The sequence below is a fragment of the Streptomyces sp. NPDC079141 genome, assembly GCF_040686775.1.
GTDB lineage: Bacteria > Actinomycetota > Actinomycetes > Streptomycetales > Streptomycetaceae > Streptomyces.
Genome location: NZ_JBFBLP010000003.1, coordinates 340,446 through 362,469, shown reverse-complemented (window position 1 = coordinate 362,469; position 22,024 = coordinate 340,446). Strand labels below are relative to the sequence as shown.

The following is a 22,024-nucleotide window of genomic DNA, read 5'->3' as shown; positions in this document are numbered from 1 at the left end:
CGAGAAGTGTGCGGATGCGGCTCAGTTGACGAAGAAGATCCCGGCGTCCGCGCCGGCGGGTGTGTACTCCGCGAGCCGCGCCCGCAGGCCGTCCTCGCGCTGCGGCCGGTACAGGTCGTGGAAGGCGCCCATTTCGGCGCCGTCGTCGGAGCCGCGCCGGATCCGTTCGGGGCACCGGTCGGCGAGCAGCCCGTACCAGGGCGTGCCGTAGCGCTCGGAGTTGTGCAACGGGCGTACGTCCGTGACGCACCGGTACCTGCGGGGTGTGCGGGATCCGGCGGGGACGCAGGAGTACCGCAGGCAGCCGATGCCGCGCCGGGCCACGTGCAGCCGGCCGGTGAGGATCGCGTTCTCGGCGATCTCCACGGCGTGAGTGTGGATCTCGCCGATGACGGTGGTGCGGTGCAGATGGAGGACGGCGTGGGCGTGCCGGCAGTCCGGTGCGGACAGGGCCTCGCGGTCGTGTCCGGTGGCGTCGAGGATGCTGTCGCGCAGATGGATGTCGAGCGGATCCTCGCTCACCTCGTCGCCGATGACCTCGATGGTGCCGAGGATGCTGTGCTCGACCTGGAGGCAGGCGGTGGTGCGTTCCAGGACGATGCTGGGCTCCTCGGGCGAGTGCGGTGCGCACTCGGGCTCCAGCGACCAGCCGGGGACGAGCGTGGCGTGGCGTACGACGACGGCGCCCATCGCGCCGGTGACGTTGATGCCACGCCCGGCGACGAGCAGCCCGTCGAGGACGATCCGGGGCCGCTCGTGCGGGGCGCAACTGTCGTCCACCGCCCGGATGTTGAGGGCGTCGGGCCGGTTGCTGTACCAGTCCAGCAGGCGGATCACCGGCCGGGTGCCCTCGGCGGCCCGCAGTTCGAGGCGGTCGCCGGGGTCGAGGTCGAAGTCGAGCTGCTCCTGGTAGGCGCCGCTGTGGGTGATCTCGATGATGCCGGCGCGTCCGGGGCCCCGCTCGCTCTGCCAGGCCCGGAAGGCGTCCATGATCTGCCGGTACGGCTGCCCCGGCCCGACGCGGTAGACGTCGGCGTCGGGACGCGCCGGCCGGTCGTGCCGGTCGTACTCGCCGCCGCCCATGTCCGCGGCGGCCGCGTAGTGGTAGTCCACCCACACGCCCTGCCGGGGTGCGGAGCGCGCGCCGAACGCGATCCGGCCGAGCTCGGGGTCGATCGCGACCTCGCCCCGCTTGGGCCGATAACGCCAGTCGGACAGGTCGGCGACGACGACGTCCGACGGCGGTACGGGCCTGTCCTCGCCGTCGCGCCGGATGACGAAGCTCTTTCCGGGGCCGTAGTAGTCCAGCAGGCGGTCGTGCAGCTGTCGGCGGGTGATGAACGCCGGGACGTTGTCAATCGTGGCGATGTGGGTGGGCGACGGCTCCGGGAACGGCTTGGTGACCAGCGGGGTGTCGTTGCCCAGGATCGAGAAGGTGTAGAGGTTGCGGGCGCGGTCGATGCAGTACGCCGGGGACGCGGTCAGCGAGTGCGCCCTGAGCCGCCAGACGAAGAGGGCGACTCCGGCCGGGGTCAGTCCGCCCGGCTTCTTCGGCGAGTCGGCGCGCCGGACGTCGACCGTGCGGGCCGTGGTGCCGAACGGGCCGCCCGCGAGGTCGAGGGCAGAGTTGTCGCGCAGGTCCACGAGCCGGCCGCGGCCGGTGTCCCGGTGGAGCTTGACCGACTGGTGGTGGGCCACCTGGCGGGAGAGCTCGACAGCGCGCGCGGGCCAGTCGGCGACCTGCTCGGAGATCTCCTCCAGCAGGTGCAGGGTGCCCTTGCGGCGGCGGTTGGCGACCGTGGCCGCCACATCGGCGCGCGGGGCGATCGCCTCGGCGAGGGCCGCCCGGCCGCCGTCGTGCAGACCCGTGGTCAGGACGCGTTCGTAGCCGGGCAGGGTGCGGTAGCCGACCAGGTCGCCCAGGTAGGGCAGCACCCAGGGGGCGGCGGTCTCCACGAACAGGTCCTCGTAGCCCTGCTGGACGCCGTCGCGGACCCGGTCGAGCTGCTCGGCCATCACGGCGAGCAGCGCGCGCAGGGCCTCGCCCTCCTCGGCGTCGCGCAGCAGGTGCCAGCGGGGCAGCAGGGCGGCGAGCCCGTCGGGCTCCCTGGATGCCACCGGGGCCGCTGTTTCGAACTGGACGTCCGGGGACATCACTTGACCTCCGTCAGAATCAGGGTGTCCGCGGCCTTCGGCGACAGCAGCGCGAACTGGGCCGGGCGGATGCCGCGGAAGACGAACACCGAGCGGCCCTTGGGCAGGCGCCGGGTGTCGGTGATGTCGGGGTTGAGGCGCAGGAGTTCGGCGAGCGGGACGCCGTACCGGGCGCAGATCTCCGACAACGTCTCGCCGTTCGCGGCGCGGACGGTGTGGACCTTCTCCTCGTACGTCGCCGGATGCGCCGGGACCGACGCCCTCGGCGGGCCGGGGCGGGTGAGGATCTCGGTGAGTTCCTCGGGGGTGGCGGAGGCGGGGACGCCGGTGAAGACGTCGACGTCCACATAGTCGACGCCGGGCACGGAGTGGGCCGTGGCCAGAACGTCGGAGAGGCGGGCGGGCCGCCCCAACTCCCGTCCCTCGTAGCCGAGTCGGCGCAGCAGGGCCTGGCGCAGGCGCGGTTCGACGAGTTCCCAGGCGTGGTCGGGGGCGACCTTCACCCGGGCGGCGAGGAGGAGCAGGACGAGTTCGCGGGCGTCCACCCGGACCGGGAGGTTCGCGTCGCCGTACTCGGTGAGCGCTCCGCGCAGGGCGTCCAGGGAGTCGCCGAGCGGCACGTCGTCGGTTCCCGCGACGGTGACGTGCACCACGCGTCGCCGCCCGTCGAAGAGTTCACGTGCGGCGGCCCGGCCGATGCCGGCGCGGGAGCGGGCGAAGTCCTCGTAGTCGGCGTCGGAGACCAGCCGGTCCAGGGCGGAGACGGCGAGGGGGATCGTACGGCGGGTCAGGCCGAGGCCGTCGGAGTCCGAACCGCCGGTCGCCGGGCGGGGGTTGGTGACCTTGGTGACGCCGAGCGGCCGGGTCAGCGGCTGGGTGACGCGGTCGGCGGCGACGTTCGCGGCCCGCCCGGTGCCGAAGCGGTAGCGGGCGCGGACGTTCTCGTGGCCGCTGGGCAGCCGGGCGCCGTGCACGCCGTCGCCGAAGGTGACCGTGGTGCGGCCGTCGCCGGTGGAGCCGGTGATGTAGACGCGTTCGGCCGGGCCGCGTCCGGCGAGGCTGTCGACCTCGTGCCACCGGACGCCGTCGCCGCGGATCTCCAGCACCGGGGTGGCGCCGAGGGGGCTGTCGTCGGCGAGCCAGGTGAGCGGGGACTGCCACAGCGCGAACGTCTGGTTCGTGCGGTCGGAGTCGCCGCTGCCGATGGCCTCCTCACGGCTCTCGCCGTGGCCCGCCTCGACGACGTTGCCGAGGATCCGTACCGTCTCGCGGCGGTAGCGGTGGGCCAGGCGCGTGGTGAGGGTGAGCCGGGTGTGGACGCGGTCGCCGGGCAGTTGCGGGTCGACGGCCGGTTCGGCGGTGGCGATCGTGACGACCTCGGTGGCCTGCACGCCTGCGGTGCCGGGGATGTCGCTGCGCTCGCCGGTGACGATCAGAGTGCGGCCGGGCCGCAGTCCGTCGTACAGCTCGGCGAGTTCGATCTCGTCGCCGTGCACGTCCTCGCCGAGGGGTTCGTCGGCGAGGTGCAGGGGTTCGCCGGCCGCGTGCACGGTGGTGTCGCGGATGTGCGACAGCAGGACGTCGAACTCGTCCAGCCACGGGTCGGCGAGGGTGAGTTCGGTGCCGCGGCCGGTGATGCCGTAGTTGGTGTACGCGGCCGTGCGCGCCGCGACGACCTGGGTGGTGACGAAGGCGAGCTTGGCGTCGCCGTTGCGTTTGGCCGGGCGCTGGACGGCCACCCAGCTGCCGACGGTGATGCCGGCGTGGACGGTGTCGAGCTGGAGGACGCGGCGGTTGACGGGTTCGGGCTTGGAGGCGATGACGACCTCGACGTTGGGCTCGGTGCTGCCCACCGTGTAGCGGACGCTGACCTCGTACTCGCCGAGCGTGAACTGCTCGCTGCCGCCGGGCCGCAGGGGGATCTGCTCGGCGGTGCCGTTGTGGATTCCGACCTGGATCAGCCCGTCCTCGCCGGGCCGGGACACGAACAGCGTGCGCTCGGGCAGGCCGGAGTGGAAGCGGGCGGTGACGCCGGGCTCCTGGGAGTCGGAGGGGCGGCGGTTGAGCCAGTTCAGGTCGCGGTCCTGGCCGGAGCGCACGGACAGGTCGACCTGCCCGGTGCCGAGCGGGAACCGGACCGGCTGGGTGACGGGGAGGTTCTCGGCCCGCTGGTCGGAGCCGCTGCCCTCGACGTACTGGAACTCGGCCCGCACCGGCACCTTGCCCGCCGGGTCGAACACCACGCGCATGCTCGCCAGTACGGCCCCGGTGAGCGGCCAGTCGGCGGTGCGCACGACCCGGCCACGCTCGTCCTGGACGGGCTTGAGCGGGGCCGTGGCGCCGAAGGGGGCGGCGGTGACGCGCATGGCGAGCAGCTCGCGCAGGAGTTGGGGGGTGCCGGGGGCGGCGGCCTTGCGCCAGGCCGGGTAGAGGGTGCCGAGGGACGGGTTGAGCGCGGTCAGGAGGCGGGCTGTGTCGCTGCCCGGGCGCTGGGTTCCCGTGGCACCGCGCGGGGCGGGGGCCGTGCCGCGCAGGGCGGGCAGTACGGCGCCGAGGGTGCGCAGGGCGGCCGTGCGGGGGTCGGTGTCCGGTGCCGTGAAGGTGTCCGGTTCGGCGGGTTGGGCGGGTGCCAACTCCAGGGCGCGTTCGGCCAGTTCGGCGAGCACGGCCTCCAGCTGCTCGAACCAGGCCGCCACGTCCTCGTACGGCGCCGCCAGCACCTGGGCCTCGCCGAGCCGCGCGACGGGTTCCGCGAGACGGGTCGCCAGCCGCTCCGGCGTCTTCACCCCGTCCAGGTCATCCCGCAGCGGCGCCAGCACCTGGTCCTCGAAGTCCTCGATCAGGCGGCTGACCGGCCGCGGGTTGGGTACCTCGGGCGTCGGCGGCTCGTCACCGGGCTCGCCGGGCTGCGAGGGGGCCGCGGTCCACCTCCGCACCTCGTCCACCAGCTCCTTCAGGGTGGGCGGGGCCGACTTCGGCAGGGAGATCGCGGTGATCTCGTCCACCCGGTCGACCCGCGCCTTCGCAACCGGCAGCAACTTGCGCTCACCGCCCGCCTGTTCGCCGAAGACGAAGAGCAACTGGTCGCCGGTCTGGAGGGAGTTCGCCGTGCCTTCGACGAAGAGCTCCGAGCGGCGGTCGAGGTCGTCGGGGGTGATGAGCGAGGGCCGGCGGCGGCGTACCTTCAGCTCGTTCCAGTCCCAGCGGGCGGTCAGGTCACGGCTGGTCTCGAAGGTGAGGGACTGCTCGTCGGCGGACGCGGGCACGCTGTGGCTGCGCGCGCCGCGCGGGATCAGTACGGGCAGGGCCTCGGCGCGCGGGTCCCGTTCGAGGGTGTACGCGAGATGAGTGGTGGCGGCGACGCCGGGGCGCGGCCGGTGGCCGACGAGCCGGCCCAGCAGCGCCAGCGAGCGGTGCTCGTTCGCGGTGCGCAGGTAGGCCTCGTCGGCGATGCGCTCGGAGTGGAAGGTGAGCAGGTCGCCGAGGACCGCGGTGGCGTCGAGCAGGCCGATCGCGGGGTCGTCGGGGGTGCGCACGGTCAGCCCGTCAAGGGCCGGGTAGGCCGGGGAGGCGAGGCGGTCCAGGAGGGCGGCCAGGAAGGAGCCGTACTCGCCGACGCGGTAGTCCAGCGCGGTGCGGCCGGGCGGGTTGTGGAGCGGCGCGGGGGTCAGGCGCTCGTCGTGGCCGCCGCCGCAGGTGCACTCGTCGCGGCTCATCGGGCTCCTCCCAGGGATATCGCCAGTCGGCCGTTCTCCGGCCGGTCGGGGTCGTTGTCGCAGGTGGCGATCTCCAGCGGGCCGAGCCGCAGCACGCCGTCCTCCCGCTCTCCCCTCGCCTGCTCGAACAGGCGCTGCAGGCGGGTGACCTGGACGCTCTCCACACCGGGTACGGCGGCCGCGACGGCGACCAGGCGGCTGAGCCGGACCGGTTCGCCGAAGGTCAGCGCGTCGGGGTGGAAGAAGCCGGACCGGCCGCTGCCGAGGACGCGGTACAGCTCGGCCAGGATCTGCCCGTGCTGGTGGCCGGGCCGGGCGCACACGCTCAGCGCGAGGTCCAGCGGGACGAGCCGGGCGGGGCCGACGACGAGGTCGTGGCCGATGAGCCGGTAGCTCTCCAGGGCCTGGGTGACCTCGTCGAGCAGTTCCCGGGGCGGCGCGCCGGTGCCGAGCGCGTCGATCGCGATGTGCGCCTCCTGGACGCTGCCGGTCCAGCGGAGTTCGGCGGCGGCGCGCTGTACGCCCGGGAGTTCGCTCGCGAGCGCCGCGTAGTCCTCGGCGGTGACCGCGCGCAGCCGGGTGCGGCGCAGGTCGAGCGGGGCCAACTGGCGTACCTGCTCGACGGGTTCGGGTGCGGTGCCGCCGGTGGCGGGCAGCGGGTTGCGGACCACGGCGGCGGGCGGCGGCTCGCAGTCGCTCTGTACGACGAGGTGGTTGATGGCCTCGGCTCCGACGTTTCCGGCGCTGCCGCCGCCGAGCCGGTAGTGCAGGTCGAGCCGGGTGCCCGGGGTGGGCTGCGCGCCGTGCCGTCCGTCGCCGAAGCGCAGGGCGAGCCGGCCGTCGTCCTCCAGCTCGCCGACGAAGTGCCGGTCGCGGGGGCCGCTGTCGAGCAGGTCGCGGCGCGGCTCCCACACGTAGTCCTCTTCGTGCAGGCGTACGGCGGGCAGGGCGCGGCGTGGGTCCTGGTGGAGCCCGGCGGTCGCGGAGCCGCGCAGCACGGGCTCGCCGGGGTGCAGCCCGGACGCGTGGGACGGGCCCCAGCTGTGGGCGATCTCCCAGGCGATGTGCCCGTCGAGGACGGCACCCGCGCGGGCCCGGGCGGCGAGCACCTCGATCCGGCGCAGCTTGGCGTCGAGCAGCCGGTCGCTGCGGTGCAGCAGTTCGCGCAGGGCGCGGACGGGGTGGCGGCGCAGTTCGAGGCGCTCGATCACCTTCAGGCCGTAGATCACGGTGAGTTCGGCGATCTCCTCGTCGCCGAGTCCGTCCCGGTCGCGGGCGCTGCGCCACAGTTCGACCAGGCGCTGCCGGACCCGGCCGGGGATGGCGGCGATCCGTTCGGCCTGTCCGGCGGCGACCGTGCGGGGGTCGGGGAAGGGCACGGCCTGGGCGACGGGGGCGCGGCCGAGGACGGGGCGGAAGCGCGGGCGGATGCCGGGGTACACGGACTGGGCGAGCAGCGTGCGCAGGGCGGCGGCCTGGGCGTAGGCCGTGCCGGGGACGACCCGCTCGTGGCGCTGGCCGGCGCGTTCCAGGCCCAGTCCGGCCCTTGTGGTTGCCCCCTCGCCCACCACCTGGAACAGCTCACGGACGTCGTCGGGAGTCAGCGCCTGGCCCGAATCCGCCTTGTCCGTCAGGGAGTTGACGAGCCGCGCGGGTGCGTTGCCCTCGTCGCGGTCGGCGCAGCCGAAGGCCGGCGGGGCGCAGGGGGCGACGACGGCGTGCTCGGGCGGCACGCTGGCCGTCTCGGGCAGGCCGGTGAGCGTGCGGCCGTGGTCGACGAGGACGACGTTGCCGCGGGCGAGCGTGACGTCCTCGACGGGCAGGCAGTCGCGTCCGCCGCGGGTGGTCAGGCACAGCGGGAAGCGCAGGGCGTCCTCGGCGGCCCAGGTGACCTCCAGGACCGGCTGGTCCTCGATGCGGTCGACGGCGGGGGTGACGGAGGTGAGGCGGACCGCCTGGCGGTGGCCGGGGTCGGCGTCGCCGGGTGTGCCGGTGCGCGGGCCCTTGACCTCCTCCAGGATCAGCAGGTCGCCGGGCTTGAGGTCCAGTCGGCGTTCCCGGCAGGTCTCCGGGTCGACCCAGGCGTCGCGCAGGGTGGCGGCGGTGGCACCCTTGGGCAGGGCGCAGGTCTCGCCGCCCCAGGTCCACAGCCGGATCGCGTTGTGGGCGACGCGCAGCTCCAACGGGTCGGCGGTGACGACCGGTTCGAAGACCTCCACCGAGCCGCGCTCGTCCAGGTCGCCGAGTTCGCTCTCGTCGACGACCGTGCCGGGCTCGGGCCGGTCGTGCGGGTCGAGGGTGCGGACGTCGACGGAGGCGAAGCGGTAGGTGCCCGGGGCGAGGGTGTGGTCGCCGGCGGTCTGCACGGTGACGTAGGCGCGGGCGGTGCAGCCGTCGTGCATCGCGTAGTCGATGAGCCGGACATGGCGGCGTACGGAGACCCGGCGGCGCGCGGTGTCGAGGTAGGCCTCGGTGGCGACGGCGTCCTGCTGGTAGCTGATCTGGTCGCCGGTGTACGCGAGCAGTTCGACGAGGGTCATGCCCAGGTCGGACGGGTTGCGCTCCACCCAGTCGGGGGTGGTCAGCGCCAGCCGGTCCAGCAGCAGTTTGCGGATGGTGTCGTAGTCGCGGGCCGTGTAGTCGATGACCGGCGCGCTCGGGAAGGCCGGTTCGCCCGGGGGTTCTTCCTTGCAGTCGAAGGGAGTTGGGCAGTCGGGCCGGAAGGCGAAGCTCGCGCTGTGGTAGCGCTGGTCGAAGCCGCGGAAGGGCTCGGTGCCGGGGCGGCCGTAGGGGTCTGCCTCCACCAGGGAGAGGCGGTAGCGGGAGGTGTCGCCGGCCCGGTCGAGGGTGACGTAGAGCCGGTCGTCGAGTTCGGGGTCCTCCTCGCGTTCGACACTGACGTCGAGGGCGGTGATGCCGGTGATGCGGCGGCCGCCGTCGATGCGGACGTTCTCGGGGCCGAGGCCGTGCGGGGCCTTGCCGAGGAAGGTGACGGTGAGCAGCAGCCCGTCGTCGCTGACCTCGACGGCGTCGACGCCGCCCAGTTGGGCGGCGCGCACCTTGGTGCGCCGGGTGGTGGTCATGCCGTGGCCCTCCCTTCGAAGACGTCGTCGCGGCGGGTGCCGGTGGCGCGCAGCACGTAGGACAGGTACACGCGGACGGTGTGGTCGTCGCCGACCACGTCGAGGGCCTCGACCTCGATGAGGTCGCCGAGCCAGCGCTGGAGGGAGGCCTGGACGGACAGTTCGAGGGTGCTGACGAGTTCGGGGCTGGTGGGGGCGAAGACCAGGTCGAGCAGTCCGCAGCCGAAGTCGGGGCGCATCAGGCGCTCGCCGGGGCTGGTGAACAGCAGTTGCTCGATCAGGTCGTGGACGTGCTCGCCGTGCCCGGCGTGCGCGGTGCGTCCGCGGCGGTCCGCCCGGAAGGGGAAGGCGATGTCGGTGCGTGGGCTCATCGGACGGTGACCTTTCGCTGCGCGGCCTGGACGACGGGCGGTCCCTGCGGGAGGAGGGCCGCGCTCAGGCACTGGGCCGCGGAGGTGTCGAGCAGCACGGGCGCGCCGTCGACGGTGACGCCGGTGCCGTCGGCGCTCCAGCGGACCACGACGCACGGCGAGGGCACCCCGTCCACGGTGTGCGGGCAGCCGGTGACTACGTAGCTGTGGGCGGCCGTGGCGACGGCCCGGCCGTCGACGAGCACGGCCGCGGTCGGTGTGGTGGCGGTGCTCGCGCGACCGCCGTGCGGGCAGCCGATCACGGCTCCCGCATCGAGCAGACTCCCGGACAACTGGTTTCGTCCCCCGTCTTCTATCGCTTCGAGAGCACGGTCAACTGGCCCTCGTTGATGGTCACTTCACGGCCGCGCAGGATGACCTCGGCGCCCGCGCCGGTGGCGATGACCACGGCTTCCTGGGTGATGCGGATGTAGGCGCCGCCCTGGGCCTGGAGCAGGATTCCCTGCTCGGCGCCGGGTGTGTCGTTCATGACGAGCTTGTGCTTCTCGGGTGTCTGCACGACGACCGGCTTGTTCTCGGCGTTCGCCCTGAGCTCGCGCAGCGCGTCCAGCGGCAGCTCGTCCTCGGCGCCGTACCAGCAGCCGGTCCACACCGGGAAGCTGGGGTCGCCCTGTTCGAACTCCACCCAGACGCCGGCGCCGGCCGGCGGCACCGCGAAGTGGCCCGCCTGCTGCCCGGTGAACGGCAGGCAGGGCAGCGCCCAGGTGGACGGCTCGTCGCCGAGGACGTCCGGGACCTCGACGGTGATCCGCCCGATGTGCAGCGGGTCGTTGTTGTCCACGACCCGCCCGCGGAACTTGCCGAGGTAGCGATTGCCGGTTGCCGCCATGGTGTTGTGCTCCTGGTGGGTGATTCGGGGTGTCAGGGCCGTACGTAGTCGCTGCGGGCCTCCAGGCCCTCGCGGGAGAGCGTGAAGTTCTGCTGGTACGAGCCCGGACGCAGGTTGTGGGTGACGGACTTGACGTAGTAGTCGCCGTCGTAGGCCCGGCCGGAGCCGCGCACGCCGACGAGCTGGCGCGGCTGGAGGATGTAGCCGTGCCGGTTGACGTCGAGGGAGCCGGAGCCGGAGACGACGTCGGCGGAGACCGCGGCGCGGGCCAGCAGCTCGGCCTCGGCCTGCTCGCGCTGCTGCTTGGCGGTGCCGGCCAGCGTTCTGCGCTTGAGTGCGGGCGTGGGGCGTTTGCCCAGCGGCGGGCGCAGGGGGCTGATCGGCGGCTGGGGCAGCAGCGTGGAGTGCCGGTTGGCCGGGTCCTGCCAGCGGGCCTGCGGCTCCTCGCGTGCGGTGCCGTCGTAGGCGAAGGTCAGCTGGTCGACGGTGGAGTGGGCGTCCATGTTGACGTTGAGGGCGTGCTGGCGGATGCCGAGGCGGACCTCCGGGCCCCAACGGGCGGAGGACTGGCCGGGGTTGGGGCCGGGCTCCAGGTAGAAGGTGTAGCCGTTGGCGCGGGCCAGCTCGGTGACGTAACTGAGGTCGGTGCCGGTCTGGTAGTGGACGCGCAGGTCCTGGTGCGGGGGCTGGGCGACCTTCTCGGTGTAGACGTCGGGGCGGATGCCGTAGTCGGAGTAGCGGCGCAGGATGGCCAGGACGCGCTCGGAGGGCGGCAGGTTGGGGTAGCGGGCGGTGCGTTCCTCCAGGTCCATCAGGAGGGTGAGGTCCTCGCCGGTGACGGTGAGCGTGGAGTGGCCGGGGCGGTTGCTGGCGCCGACCTCGTGCCGGACGATCAGGCCGTCGAAGAGGACGTCGGGGGTGCCCTTGACGCTGACGGTGACGACGATCCGGGTCTTGGGGTCGAAGAAGCCCTCGGGCAGCAGCCGCCGGCTGATCAGCCCGTTCTTGGTGAGGTCGAAGGCGATCTGGAAGCCGCTGCGCTCACCGGCGGTCGCGGTGATCTGGGCGGTGAGCAGGGCCTCGGTGACCTCGGCGGGGACGGGCCGGACGAGCTTGGGTCCCATGAGGAGGGTGATGTGGACGGGGCCCTGCCCCACGGGCAGGTCAAACACGCCGGTCTCCGCGAGGCAGCCCGCCGGCGAGCGGGATGTCGATGACGCGTCCGGCCTCGTCGGTCAACTCCCGTGGATCGAGTACGGGGTTGGCGTCGGCGATCTGCCACCACTGGCCGGGGTCGCCGAAGTAGCGCTGCCCGAGCAGGTCGGGGCGTTCTCCGGCGCCGACGGTGTGCCCCTGTGTCTCCTGCTCGTCGAGCGGCGGCAGCAACCGGCGCTTGGTGTAACGGACTTCGGTGCCGTCGGGCCGCCGGTGGATGCCGATCTCGGCGTCGTGGTAGCGGCTGGTGCGCGGATAGGGGTGGGCGCCCGGTATCGCGTCGAGGGCGCTCTCGTACGGCTCTGTCTCGGCCATGGTGTGCTGCTTCAGCCCCTTCCGGTCACGGCGTTGGTTCCGGCGAGCCCGAGCCCGCCCAGGCTGCCGCCTCGCGCGGCGGCCGCGAGCCGCTCCTTCTGCGCGAGGTGGGCGAGGTAGAGGTCGGCGCCGCGGTGCCCGGCGGGCAGATCGCTGACGGTGAGGATCTTCATGCCGATGCTGAGCGTGGCCCGGATCGGATTGAGATTGACGTCGAACGCCGACTCGTTGACGGAGAGTTCGGTCAGCCGCACGGGCATCACGCGCTTGCTGCCCCAGGTGAACAGCGTCAGCGGCATCTCGATCGGGCTGATCTCGATGGCGCCCTTCTGCGACAGCCGGCTCGCGGCGCGCAGTTGTGCCGTGGTGGGCTGCACCAGCATTTCCAGCGTGGCCAGTTGGGGGTGGATGCCGTCGGGTGCGGCGATCTCGAACTGGTCGGTGGCGTCGATCTCGGCGCTGAACTTCCAGGTCTCCTGCGCGGGCCCCTTCAGCCGCAGCGCCTCGTTGCGGTCCCCGCTGCCGGTGCCGCCACCTGAGGCGTCGCCGCTGTCCCCGGCGGACTGGGGCGAGACGCTGCGCTCCAGGGTGTCCGGGTTGAACTGCAGCACGATGATCCGCTGCGGGGTGCCGGTGTCGGGGTCGACCACCACGATGCCGGAGCGGATGGGCTTGGGGATGTCGGCGTAGCGGGTCACAGGCGTTCCTCCAGCCGGGCCCGCAGGTCCGTGTAGTCGTGGGCGGGGAAGAGGCGGGGGAAGACGTCGAGCATTTCCTTGAGCCCGTCCTCCAGGGGGAAGAAGCCCTCACCGCACAGATCCGGCTCGACGTACAGGTACTGCCAGCCGATCACGCCCTTGGTGACCAGCACGGTCTCCAGATAGGCCGGGTAGTCCAGTTCCATGCGCAGCGCGCCCTGGCGCATGTCGAAGAACCAGACCTCGGGGTCGGTGGCGCCCGGGGTGGCGCGCAGCAGGGACATGCGGCCGGAGCCGGTCTGGGGGGTGTCGTCGATGATCCGGAGGTCCTTGTAGAGGGCGCGTTCCGTCTCGTCCTCGCCCGGCCAGAACCTCGTCATACGCATGTTGCCGACCGCGCTCATGATGTGGTGGAGCTTGAACTCGCCGACGAGTGAGGTGTCGGGGCGCCGGGACCGCCAGGCCGCCTCGACCGCGCCGTAGCGGAAGAAGTACTCCTGGATGCGGCGGCTCAGCGGCAGGTCGTCCTCGTCCGCGAGGTCCTCGAAGACCGTCTCGGCGACGTCGAACATGTCGACGATCTCGTCCAGTTGCGCCACATGCACGTCGAATGCGTCGGTCTCCCTGATCTCCTGGAGGAGCTTGGCGCAGCGCGCTTCGAAGGGGTACCGGAATTCTTCTTCATTGTTCGCCGTCATGACACCGTCCAGCTCACTTCGCCCTCGTCAATCAACTGTTCGTAATTGGCCACCATGAGATCCAGGCCCGCCAGGGAGATCTTGGTCGGCTCGGCAAATTTCTCCATCATCTTCCTCAGCTGGCGGCCGCCGCCCGCCCGCGACAGCTTGCGCCCGGAGGCAAGCAGTTCGTTGCGCGCCTTGACGAAGTGGTCCGCGAGACGTGGGTGCTTGCCGCCGAGCAGCCTGACCTGGACGGTCGGGGCGCCGACGACGTTGACGGACAGGCGGGTCTTCTCGTTCGCGGCGATCGGCTCGGGGCTCTGGTCCCAGGGTTTCGTCAGCCCCTTCTCCCGCCAGTCCTCCGGCTTCTCGCCCGTTCCGCCGACCTTTTCGTAGCCGCCGAACTTCGCGTACACATAACTCGGCAGATGAGGCCAGTCGGGATGATTGAATTTCGCGCCGGAGTGATACCAGATGAGGGTTTCCGTGTCCCCGATCGCGTTGTACGCCTGGTCCTCGATTCCGCGCAGGGCGGCCTGGTTCGTTTCCTGACCGCGCGCCGGCACCAGGTTGTTCCCCGTGGCCCTGCCGCCGATCCGCTCCGGCAGCAGGTGCATACGGACCCAGCGGGATCCTTCGCTCAGCCCTCGCTTCACCACATCGTCGGTCCAGCCGGGCGGCTGGCCCAAGGGAGCCCTGTTGGCGTCCTCGCCGCCACCGCCGAAGACCGTCTTGGACGGCGTGCCGATGAACTTGGACTCATGGTCCTCGTCCGGCCGCCGCTGCCCCGGGCGGAGCGAGAGGTTGTCGAAGGTCTGGAGCTGCTCTTCGGGGATGTCGAAGTAGAGCCGGTTGCGGGCCTCGTTGGCGAACTTCTTCAGCTGTCGCGCCAGGTCCCTCTTGTTCTTCTCGGCCTCCCGCTTCTTCTTCTCCTCGTCGGTCTCCACCGGGATCCGCGCCTGGATGTCCAGCGCTTCCTGGTACTCCTTCTCGGCCGCGTCCACATACCCCTGCTGCTTCGCCCGCTCCTTCTCGGCCTCCGGCCGCTGGAGGTCCTTGCGCCAGTCCGCCATGAACGGCGGGACCTCCTCCGGCGTGCTGTGGATGTACAGGGGCGCACGCGGGCCCCGGCCGTGGAACCGAAGCGTGTGCCGCTCGCCGTCGTCGGCGTCGGCGAACCGCACCTGCGGCAGGTCCACCTGCTCCTTGGTGTCGTCGCGGCGGTCCCGCCGACGGTCCCGGCCCGGTCGGCGGCCGCGGTCGTCGCGCATCCGGTCCCGGCGCCTGCGCCACCGGTCGCGCAGCCGCCGCAGCCGGTCGTTGAGACGGTTGCCGAGCTTGCGGCGGGCCTTGCCGTACAGCTTCCGGGCGGCCCGACGGGCGCGGTTGGCGGCCGACTTGACGGTCTGGCGGGCGCGGCGGACACGGCGGGGGCGGTCGTCGGAACGGCGGTCCTTGTCGCGGTCCCTGTCCCTGTCATCGCTACGGCGGTCACCGGGGCGTGTGTTCCTGGGATCGCGGTCGCGGTCCCGTTCCCGGTCGCGGTCGTTCTTGCGGAGCGTGTCCCGGGCCGGGCCGCGGCGTGCGGGGCCGCCGGTGCGGTCGGTGCGGTCCTCGTCGCGGTTCCTGCGTTCCGCGTCCCGCGCCCGCTTCCTGGCCGCGTTCACTTCGCGGCCGTCCTCGCGGCGTTCATCGTCGTCGCGGCGCTTCTTCGGGCGGGTGGTGTGCGAGGGACGCTGCTTCTTCTCCGGGGAGGAGCGCTTGCCTGGGCGGGGCCTGGACGGGGGGCGGGAGGTCTTGTCCGGCGAGGGCTTGCGTGGGGCCGGGCGGTCGGAGGACTTGTCCGTGTCCTTCTCTTTGTCTTTGTCCTTGTCCTGGCCCTTGGGGTCGTCGTCCTTGGGCTTGTTCGGCTCGTCCGGCTGCCCCGGCTTGTCCTTCTTCGTGCGGATCTTCTTCAGCATGTCGCCGAGCCGGTCGGCGACCTTGCCCATGAAGCGGCCGACGCCCTCGACGAGGAACGTGTAGATCAGCTCCAGCAGCGCCACGACACCGGCCGCGACCGCCTTCGCGAAGGGCAGCGCGGCGTTGCCGCTCTTGACCGCCTTCAGGAAGTCCATGAAGGCCCCGAAGGCAGCGAGGATCTCGCTGAGCGCGCCCCACGCGGTCTGCAGGGCGTCGATGATCGCCATGACCCAGCTGGCGCCGGGGATCAGCTTGGCGACCACCTTCTCCACGACCAGCACGCCGATGATGACGGGGAGTTGGGGCACGGCCTCGTCCCAGGCCATCTGCGCCATCTGGTCGACCGTCACACCGCCGTCGATCAGGGCCTGGAAGTCCTCCATCGGGATGCCGATGATCTCCTGGACCTTCTGGTCGAACCACGCCTTGACCGCGGTCTTGACCTCGGCGAAGAGGTGTTCCTTAGCGCCGGTCTCGGCCGCGGCGCCCGCCTTGCTGATCCAGTCGCCGGGGTCGGAGACGATGTCGTTGAAGATGGCCGCCCACTCGCCGAGGCCCTGGACGACGGCCGCGCCGAACTCCAGCGCGCCGACGGTGACGGCCTCGGCGACGTCGACGGCCGCCAGCAGCCCGGTCTCCAGCATGTCGAGCCCCGCGAGCAGCGCGCCGCACAGGCCGTCGAGGAGCTTCCCGGCTGCCTCCTTCAGCGCGTCCGCCGCCTGGTTGACCTTCTCCACGGCCCAGTCGCGGGCGTCGTTGATGGAGTTGCGCCACTTGTCGCGCATCGCCGGGTAGTCGGCGAGGAGTTCGTCGCCAAGGGCGATCAGGGCGTCGGCGAAGGTGTTGATCTGCTCGATGACCCAGTTGCGGGCGTCGTCGATGAGCTTGAAGACCTGCTGCTTGAACTTGTCGATGAGCTCGGTGACGGCCTGGCGGGCCTTCTCGAAGATGCCCTTGATGGCGTTCTTCAGGCCCTCGAAGAACTCCTTGAGCTTCTCGATGGCCTCTTCGAGCCAGTTGTCGGCGTCGTCCTTGCCCTCGTCCTGCTTCTTCTCCGCGTCCCGCTCGGCGTTGGTCTGCTCGGTCTCGATCTTCTTGTTGTCGTCCTCGGTGCGCTTGTCGACGTCGTTGTCGGTGTCCTCTTCCTTCTTCTTGATGTCCTTGCGGACCTGGTCGTACTTCTTGCCCTTCTTGTCGTCGATCTCCCCGGCCCTGTCGTCCTGCTCCTTGCGCCACTGGTCGCGGGAGCCGGCGATGTCGGAACGGCCCTTGTCGCGGGCGTCGGCCTGCTTCTTGCTGCTGGCGGAGACCTCGCGCTGGAGGTTCTCGTCGTAGCCCTTGCGGTCGTCGGCGGCCTTCTTGTCCTTGGTCTGCCGCTCCTGGCCCATCTTCTGCCGGCCCTCGGCGAAGCCGGCCTGGATCTGCGGGCCGCGGTCGTGCTCGGCGACGGCGGACGCGGACTCGACGGGCACCCCGCCGGACACCGACCTGGGGCCGCCGGACTTGGCGGCCCCCTGGCCGCCGGGCACCTTGCCCTTGAGGGTCTCCTTGGGCACGTCCGGGTAGATCTGGTCCTCGCCCATGGGGCGGGCGGCGTCCTCGCGGCCCACGCGGTGCAGTTCGTTCTTCCGCTCGTCGAGCTTGCCGCTCTGCTCGTCGGTGCGCTGCGGATCGGAGTCGTTCTCCAGGGGCAGCCGCGGGGCGTCGCCGACCTTGGCCTTCTTCAGCCCCTCGTCCTCGGTCGGGAGCCCGAGGATCGAGTCGATCAGGTCGTCGAGCGGCAGGATCTCCTTGAGCAGCTTGCCGAACAGCTTGGCGCCGATGGTGACGGCGATGTCCCACCAGCTCGGCTCCGGCACGTTCGCGCCGGGCACCTCGCCCTCGGGCTTCTGCTCGCCGCCGATCTCGGGCGTCCTGCCCGCGGCGGCCTCGGTGCGGGCGACCTTGGCGTTGGTGTACGTGCCGGGGGCCGCGGGCGTCGGGCCTCCGGGCACCGTGCGCGGTGAACCGGACGGGCGCTGCGTCGTCGGCGGTGCCTTGCGCAGGGCGGTGCGCTCCTTGGCGACGGAGCGGCCCACGGCACCGTCCACGCCCTTGAGCGTCTCCAGCATCTGGTGCGGCTTGAGCCCGGCCGCCGTCGCCAGGCCCGACTCGGGGGTGGCGTTGGAGACGTCCGGGGCGGGTGCCTCCTTCTTGGCCCTGGCTCCGCCGGCCGCCGCCGTACGGCCGCCGCCGCGCCCGCCGGCCCGTACGGGTGCGGGTGCGGAGGACGTACGGCCGCCGCCCCCGCCGCTCCTGCGCGCGCTCTTCGCGGCCTGCCGCGCCGCCTGCCGCTTGCTGCCCGTCGGCCGGGGGCGCGCTCCGCCGGATCCCGGTGCTTCCTTGGCGGCCTTGGGCGCGTTGGTCCCGGCCTGCGGTCCGGCGGGCATGGGGGAAGGGCCGTTGCCGGGCGCCAGTTCGGGGGCGGAGGCGGGTCCGGGCGTGGAGACCTTGTCGGGGCCGGTCACAGGTCCGGGAGTCGTGGCGTCGCCCGAGCCCTCGGTCACTTCCCGGTCGCCGGGGGCGGGGGTGGCCGGGGCGGGCTCCGAACCGGCGGGCTTGCCCTGGTCCGGCTGCTGGTCCGCGCCCTTGCCGGGCTGCGGGGCCGACTCCTTCCGGCCGCTCGTGCCCGAGTCCGCGCCCGAGTCCGCCTCCGTCCCGGCCCGGCCCGAGGCCCCCGCCTCCGGCTTGCCCGCGCCCTCGCCCCGGCTCCCGCCGTCCGCCGCGCCCTGGGTGCCCGAAGACGGCGCACCCGCCGCCTGCGTACGGGCGTCCTCGTCCGCCTTGGCGAGCTGTTCGGGCCCGGCGGCCTCGCCGGGAGCGGGCGTGGTGTCCTGCCCGGCACCGTCGGCGGCGCGCGCCTCCTCGTCGCGCCGCGCGGCCTCGGCGTCCTCCTGGCGTTCCCGCGCCCGCTCGCCGTCCGCGTCCGCCCCCGGAAGCGACGTCGCGGCACCCGCCGCTCCGAGGCCCGGCAACGCCGTGGCCTGCGCGCCCCCGTCCGCCGCGGAGTCCTGGTCCGAGGCGATGACGTCCATCAGCTCCTGGACGGCCCGGTCCTCGGAGTCCTCCTCGTCCGTGCGTACAGCGCTGTCCGCGCCGGTCTCGGGTTCCGCCGCCTCCGCGACCTCGTCCGCGGCCGACGGGCCGCCGGTGAACGTCAGGCCCGGCGCCCGTGGTGCCGTCTTCTTGCGCCGCTCGAACAGGCGCGGGTCGTTGGCCGTGGCGTCGTCCGACGCGGGCTCGGCGTCGGGTGCGCGTCCGGTCGGCTCGGCGTCCGGCTCCGGTTCGGTGTCGTCGGCGGCGGACTCCTCCTCCAGTCCCAACGGCTCGTCGTCGGCGTCCTGTTCGTTCTCCGGATCGCCCGCGGTGCGGGTCGCGCGCGGGTCGTCGCCGGTGCGCCGCCGCTCGCCCGGCTCCGCCCCGCTGCGGTCGACCGCGCCGGGGGCCGCGGCCTGGCTGCCCGCCGCGGTGCCGGCCTGCGCCGGTTCCTGCTCGCCGGCCTGCCGCTCGGGTTCCGGCGCGGCCTCCTCCTGGGCGGCTTCCGCCTCTTCCTGCTCGTCGCCCTGGTCCTGGTCGTGCTGCTCCTGCCGGGTGTCCGCCGCGTCCTTGCGCTCGTCGGCCGCGTCCTTCTGCGCGTCCTGGCCGGAGGCGTTGCGTTCCTGCTGCCGGTCCTGGTCCCGTTCCTGCTGCCGCCCGGCCGTCTGCTCCCGGTCCTGTACGGCGCCCTGCTCGCCGGGCGCCTCGTCCTGCTGTTCCTCGGCGTCCTCATCCTTCTGGTCGCCGGGCGTGCCCGGTCCCTCGTCCGCCCCGCGGGCGTCCGTCTCGGGCTCCTGCTCCGGCGCCCGCTCGCGCTCCTCCTCGATCTCCTCCGCCGCACCGGGCACGGCGAGCGGCGCCGCCGCGGCCTCCATCGGCAGCGGTCCCGCCTGCTCCGTCTCCTCCACGGCCGTCAGCAGCCGGTCGAGGACGGGCGCGGGCAGCCGTACTTCCAGGCGGTCGAGGACGATGTCCTGCACCTGGGGTGCCATCCGGGCCAGCTGGAGCCGCACCCGGCCCGAGCGGTCCTCCGGGTCGCCGCGCAGGGACCGCAGCAGGCCGTTGGCCAGGCGGTCGACGAGGGTCGCGGGGTCCAGCTGTTCCGTACGGCGACGGTCGGCGTCGACGGTGGCGTAGCGCAGCCAGCCGGGGGTCGCCTGCCCCTGCTCGACCTCCGTAGGTGCCTCCGGCTGCCGTACGAGATCCTGGGCCGCCGACTCCGCCTCGCGCTCGATGGCCTGCTGGGGCAGGCTCACCGCGCCGAGTTCGCGGCCGGCGCGCAGGGTGCCGAGGCCGTGCGGGTTCTGGACGGTGTGCAGGAGTTCGTGGGCGAGCAGCCGCAGCCCCTCGTCGGTGCCGGGTCTGAAGGCGCCCTCGCGGAAGAAGACGTCCTGGCCGACGGCGACCGCGTCCGCGCCGAGCAGGTCGGTCAGCTGTCCGGCGTCCCTGCCGGTGTGCAGCCGTACGCGGCTCAGGTCGTGGCCGAGGCGTTCCTCCAACTCCCTGCGTACACCGGGGTCGAGGGGCTGTCCGGCGCCGCTGACGATGTCCTTGGGCTCCGGGGTACGGGACTTGGCGGCGCGTTCCTTGCGCTTGCGGCGGCGCTGTTCGGCCGTCTGCTCGGAACGGGCGTCCTGGGAGGGCGAGTTCACCGGGTCACCTCCCCGTGTCCGCTGAGGCCTTCGTGCACGGCGCGGGCGAGTTCCTGGCCGAGCCGGCGTGCGGAGAGCCCGGCGGGCAGCGGCGGCAGCCCGGACAGGGCGTCCAGGGTCAGCGGGCCGTCCGCCGCCAGGGGTATGCCGTGGGTGCGGACGAGCCGGGTCAGTTCCTGCTCGAACGCGGCCGAGACCCGCTCCGGGTCCACCTGGAAGCCGGTCAGCGCCAACTCGCCTACCTCGACCCGTATCTCACGGGGTGTCACACCCATCCGCGGACCTCCGTCGGCGTCAGGGACCGCTCCAGCTTCAGATACTCCGTGCGGGCCGCGGCGAGCATGTGCCGCATCTGGAGCCGGTCGCCCTCCTCGGCGGCGAGGAAGGCCCCGGACAGGGCGATGTTGCGGATCGAGCCGCCCGCGACGGTGAGTTGGGCCAGCAGGTCCGGGTCGAGGTCCTTCACCGGTGCCTGCGCGGGGATCACCCGCCGCCAGATCTCGGCGCGTTCGTGTTCCGCGGGGAAGGGGAAGTCCACGACGAAGCGGATACGGCGCAGGAAAGCCGTGTCGAGGGCCTTCTTCATGTTGGTGGTGAGGATGGCGAGGCCGCGGTAGGCCTCCATGCGCATCAGCAGATAGCTGACTTCGAGGTTGGCGTACCGGTCGTGGCTGTCCTTGACCTCGCTGCGCTTGCCGAACAGGGCGTCGGCCTCGTCGAACAGCAGCAGCGCGCCGCCGCGTTCGGCGGCGTCGAAGACTCGGCGCAGGTTCTTCTCCGTTTCGCCGATGTACTTGCTGACCACCTGGGACAGGTCGATGACGAACAGGTCGAGGCCGAGTTCCCTGGCCATCACCTCGGCGGCCAGGGTCTTGCCGGTGCCGGAGCCGCCCGCGAACATCGCGGTGACGCCGAGGCCGCGGCGCAGGGTGGCGGCGAATCCCCACTCCTGGTGGACGGTGGCCCGCTGCCGGACATGGGCGACGATCTCGCGCAGCACACTGGTCTGGCGGTCGTGCAGGACGAGGTCGTCCCAGCCGGCCTGCGGTTCGATGCGGCGGCCCAGCTCGTCCATGCCGATTCGGGCCTCCTCCAGACCCGCCAGCCAGGCGAGTTCGGCGGCGTCGAGGCGGTCCTCGTGGGGCAGGCGGCGGCGCACGGTGGCGGCCGCGGACCGTACGACGTGCGGCGGCAGCCGGAACTGCGCGATCAGGGAGCGCAGTTCGGTGTCGTCGAGGTCGGCTACGGGCTGGAACGCGTCGGCCCACAGGGCGAGTTGTTCCTCGTCGTCCAGGCGTGGCACGGGCACGCGCGCGGCGTGCGGGCGGTCGGTGCGCAGCGGGTCCTCGCTGGAGACCACTACGGGTACGGCGGCCCCGGCCAGGAACGCCTCGGTGGCGGCCCGCTGGTCGCGGTCCAGGTCACCCACCTCCACAAGGAGCGCGGCGGGCAGCAGGATGGCCTCGCGCTGCCAGAGGCGGGCGAGCGCATCGCGTTCGGCGGGGTCGGCCGGGATGTCCTCGGCGCCCGTGGTGTACATCCCGAGCCCGGAGCGGGCGGCAGCGGCGGTGGCGATGTCGGCCCGGCTGCGCGGGTCCCCGCCGGTCACCTCGACGACCGGCGGGGTGTCCGGTCCGGCGATCTGGGTCCAGCCCTCGGCGACCCGGCTCGCGGCCAGGTCGTAGGCGGGCGGCAGGCGGTCCGGCACCGGTGTGCGGCGCAGCAGGCCGTGCAGCCGGGCGTCCAGGTAGGGGGAGCCCAGCAGGAAGTGCAGGATGCGTTCGTCGAGCCGGAGCCGGGAGGTGGTCAGCCGGGACTCGTCGTCGAGTTCGACGATCCGCCACCGGCGCAGCGGGGCGACGGGGGTGAGGGCGCTCCAGTGCGGTTCGGCGAGGGCGGCCAGGGCGAGGGAGAAGGTCGGGTACGCCCGCTCGGGGTCACCACTGGCGGCGGCGCACCGGGCAGCGGTCGTGGTGTCCAGCTCGTGGGCGGCGGTGAGCAGGACGAGGTCCCGTTCGAAGGCGGTGAGCCCGAAGCAGGTGATGAGCGCGTCGAGGGGGGCGGTGCCGGGGCCGGTGGGGGCGGGGGCGCGCCCGGCCGCATCGGCCGTGCCGGTCGATCCTGTCGCGTGGGCGTCGACGCGGGACAGTACGCGCCGGATCTCCGCGGTCAGCGACGAGTGCTGTGCTCCCGCGTCCGTCCCCATGTGCTCAC

General features: G+C 72.9%; 13 protein-coding genes. All 13 read right to left on the bottom strand.

Going from position 1 to position 22,024, the window contains the following annotated elements; translation table 11 throughout:
- Window positions 1-21: 21 nt before the first annotated feature.
- The 13 genes from AB0Q90_RS11345 to AB0Q90_RS11285 are packed head-to-tail and all read right to left on the bottom strand — an operon-like array spanning window position 22 to window position 22,016.
- A complete protein-coding gene (locus tag AB0Q90_RS11345; RefSeq protein ID WP_363160438.1) occupies window positions 22-2,154 on the bottom strand; it encodes a hypothetical protein in 2,133 nt (710 codons plus the stop codon).
- The gene (locus AB0Q90_RS11340; protein ID WP_363160437.1) at window positions 2,154-5,870 is read right to left on the bottom strand and encodes a putative baseplate assembly protein; all 3,717 of its coding nucleotides are present in this window, start codon (window positions 5,868-5,870) and stop codon (window positions 2,154-2,156) included. Before AB0Q90_RS11340 ends, AB0Q90_RS11345 begins: the two co-directional genes overlap by 1 nt.
- A complete protein-coding gene (locus AB0Q90_RS11335; protein WP_363160436.1) occupies window positions 5,867-8,953 on the bottom strand; it encodes a putative baseplate assembly protein in 3,087 nt (1,028 codons plus the stop codon). The genes AB0Q90_RS11340 and AB0Q90_RS11335 overlap by 4 nt, the downstream gene beginning before the upstream one ends.
- A complete protein-coding gene (locus AB0Q90_RS11330; protein ID WP_363160435.1) occupies window positions 8,950-9,324 on the bottom strand; it encodes a GPW/gp25 family protein in 375 nt (124 codons plus the stop codon). Before AB0Q90_RS11330 ends, AB0Q90_RS11335 begins: the two co-directional genes overlap by 4 nt.
- Window positions 9,321-9,656, bottom strand: a complete 336-nt coding sequence (locus AB0Q90_RS11325; RefSeq protein ID WP_363160434.1) for a hypothetical protein — start codon at window positions 9,654-9,656, stop codon at window positions 9,321-9,323. Before AB0Q90_RS11325 ends, AB0Q90_RS11330 begins: the two co-directional genes overlap by 4 nt.
- 20 nt (window positions 9,657-9,676) lie before the next feature.
- Window positions 9,677-10,213: a phage baseplate assembly protein V gene (locus AB0Q90_RS11320; RefSeq protein WP_363160433.1), complete on the bottom strand. Its 537-nt coding sequence runs from the start codon at window positions 10,211-10,213 to the stop codon at window positions 9,677-9,679.
- A 32-nt stretch (window positions 10,214-10,245) separates the two neighbouring features.
- Window positions 10,246-11,385, bottom strand: a complete 1,140-nt coding sequence (locus AB0Q90_RS11315) for a hypothetical protein (protein WP_363160432.1) — start codon at window positions 11,383-11,385, stop codon at window positions 10,246-10,248.
- Window positions 11,378-11,743 (bottom strand): hypothetical protein, encoded by a 366-nt coding sequence (locus tag AB0Q90_RS11310; protein ID WP_363160431.1) that lies wholly within the window; start codon window positions 11,741-11,743, stop codon window positions 11,378-11,380. Before AB0Q90_RS11310 ends, AB0Q90_RS11315 begins: the two co-directional genes overlap by 8 nt.
- Window positions 11,744-11,754: 11 nt before the next feature.
- The gene (locus tag AB0Q90_RS11305; protein WP_363160430.1) at window positions 11,755-12,441 is read right to left on the bottom strand and encodes a hypothetical protein; all 687 of its coding nucleotides are present in this window, start codon (window positions 12,439-12,441) and stop codon (window positions 11,755-11,757) included.
- On the bottom strand, window positions 12,438-13,139 hold the full coding sequence (locus AB0Q90_RS11300; RefSeq protein ID WP_363160429.1) for a hypothetical protein: 702 nt from the start codon (window positions 13,137-13,139) through the stop codon (window positions 12,438-12,440). Before AB0Q90_RS11300 ends, AB0Q90_RS11305 begins: the two co-directional genes overlap by 4 nt.
- Complete coding sequence (locus AB0Q90_RS11295; RefSeq protein ID WP_363160428.1) at window positions 13,136-19,810, bottom strand: DUF4157 domain-containing protein; 6,675 nt, start codon at window positions 19,808-19,810, stop codon at window positions 13,136-13,138. Before AB0Q90_RS11295 ends, AB0Q90_RS11300 begins: the two co-directional genes overlap by 4 nt.
- Window positions 19,807-20,085, bottom strand: coding sequence for a hypothetical protein (locus AB0Q90_RS11290; protein WP_363160427.1), 279 nt, complete (start codon window positions 20,083-20,085; stop codon window positions 19,807-19,809). Before AB0Q90_RS11290 ends, AB0Q90_RS11295 begins: the two co-directional genes overlap by 4 nt.
- Window positions 20,076-22,016 carry an ATP-binding protein gene (locus AB0Q90_RS11285; protein ID WP_363160426.1) on the bottom strand — a complete coding sequence of 647 codons (1,941 nt, stop codon included), beginning with the start codon at window positions 22,014-22,016 and terminating at the stop codon, window positions 20,076-20,078. The genes AB0Q90_RS11290 and AB0Q90_RS11285 overlap by 10 nt, the downstream gene beginning before the upstream one ends.
- Window positions 22,017-22,024: the final 8 nt, after the last annotated feature.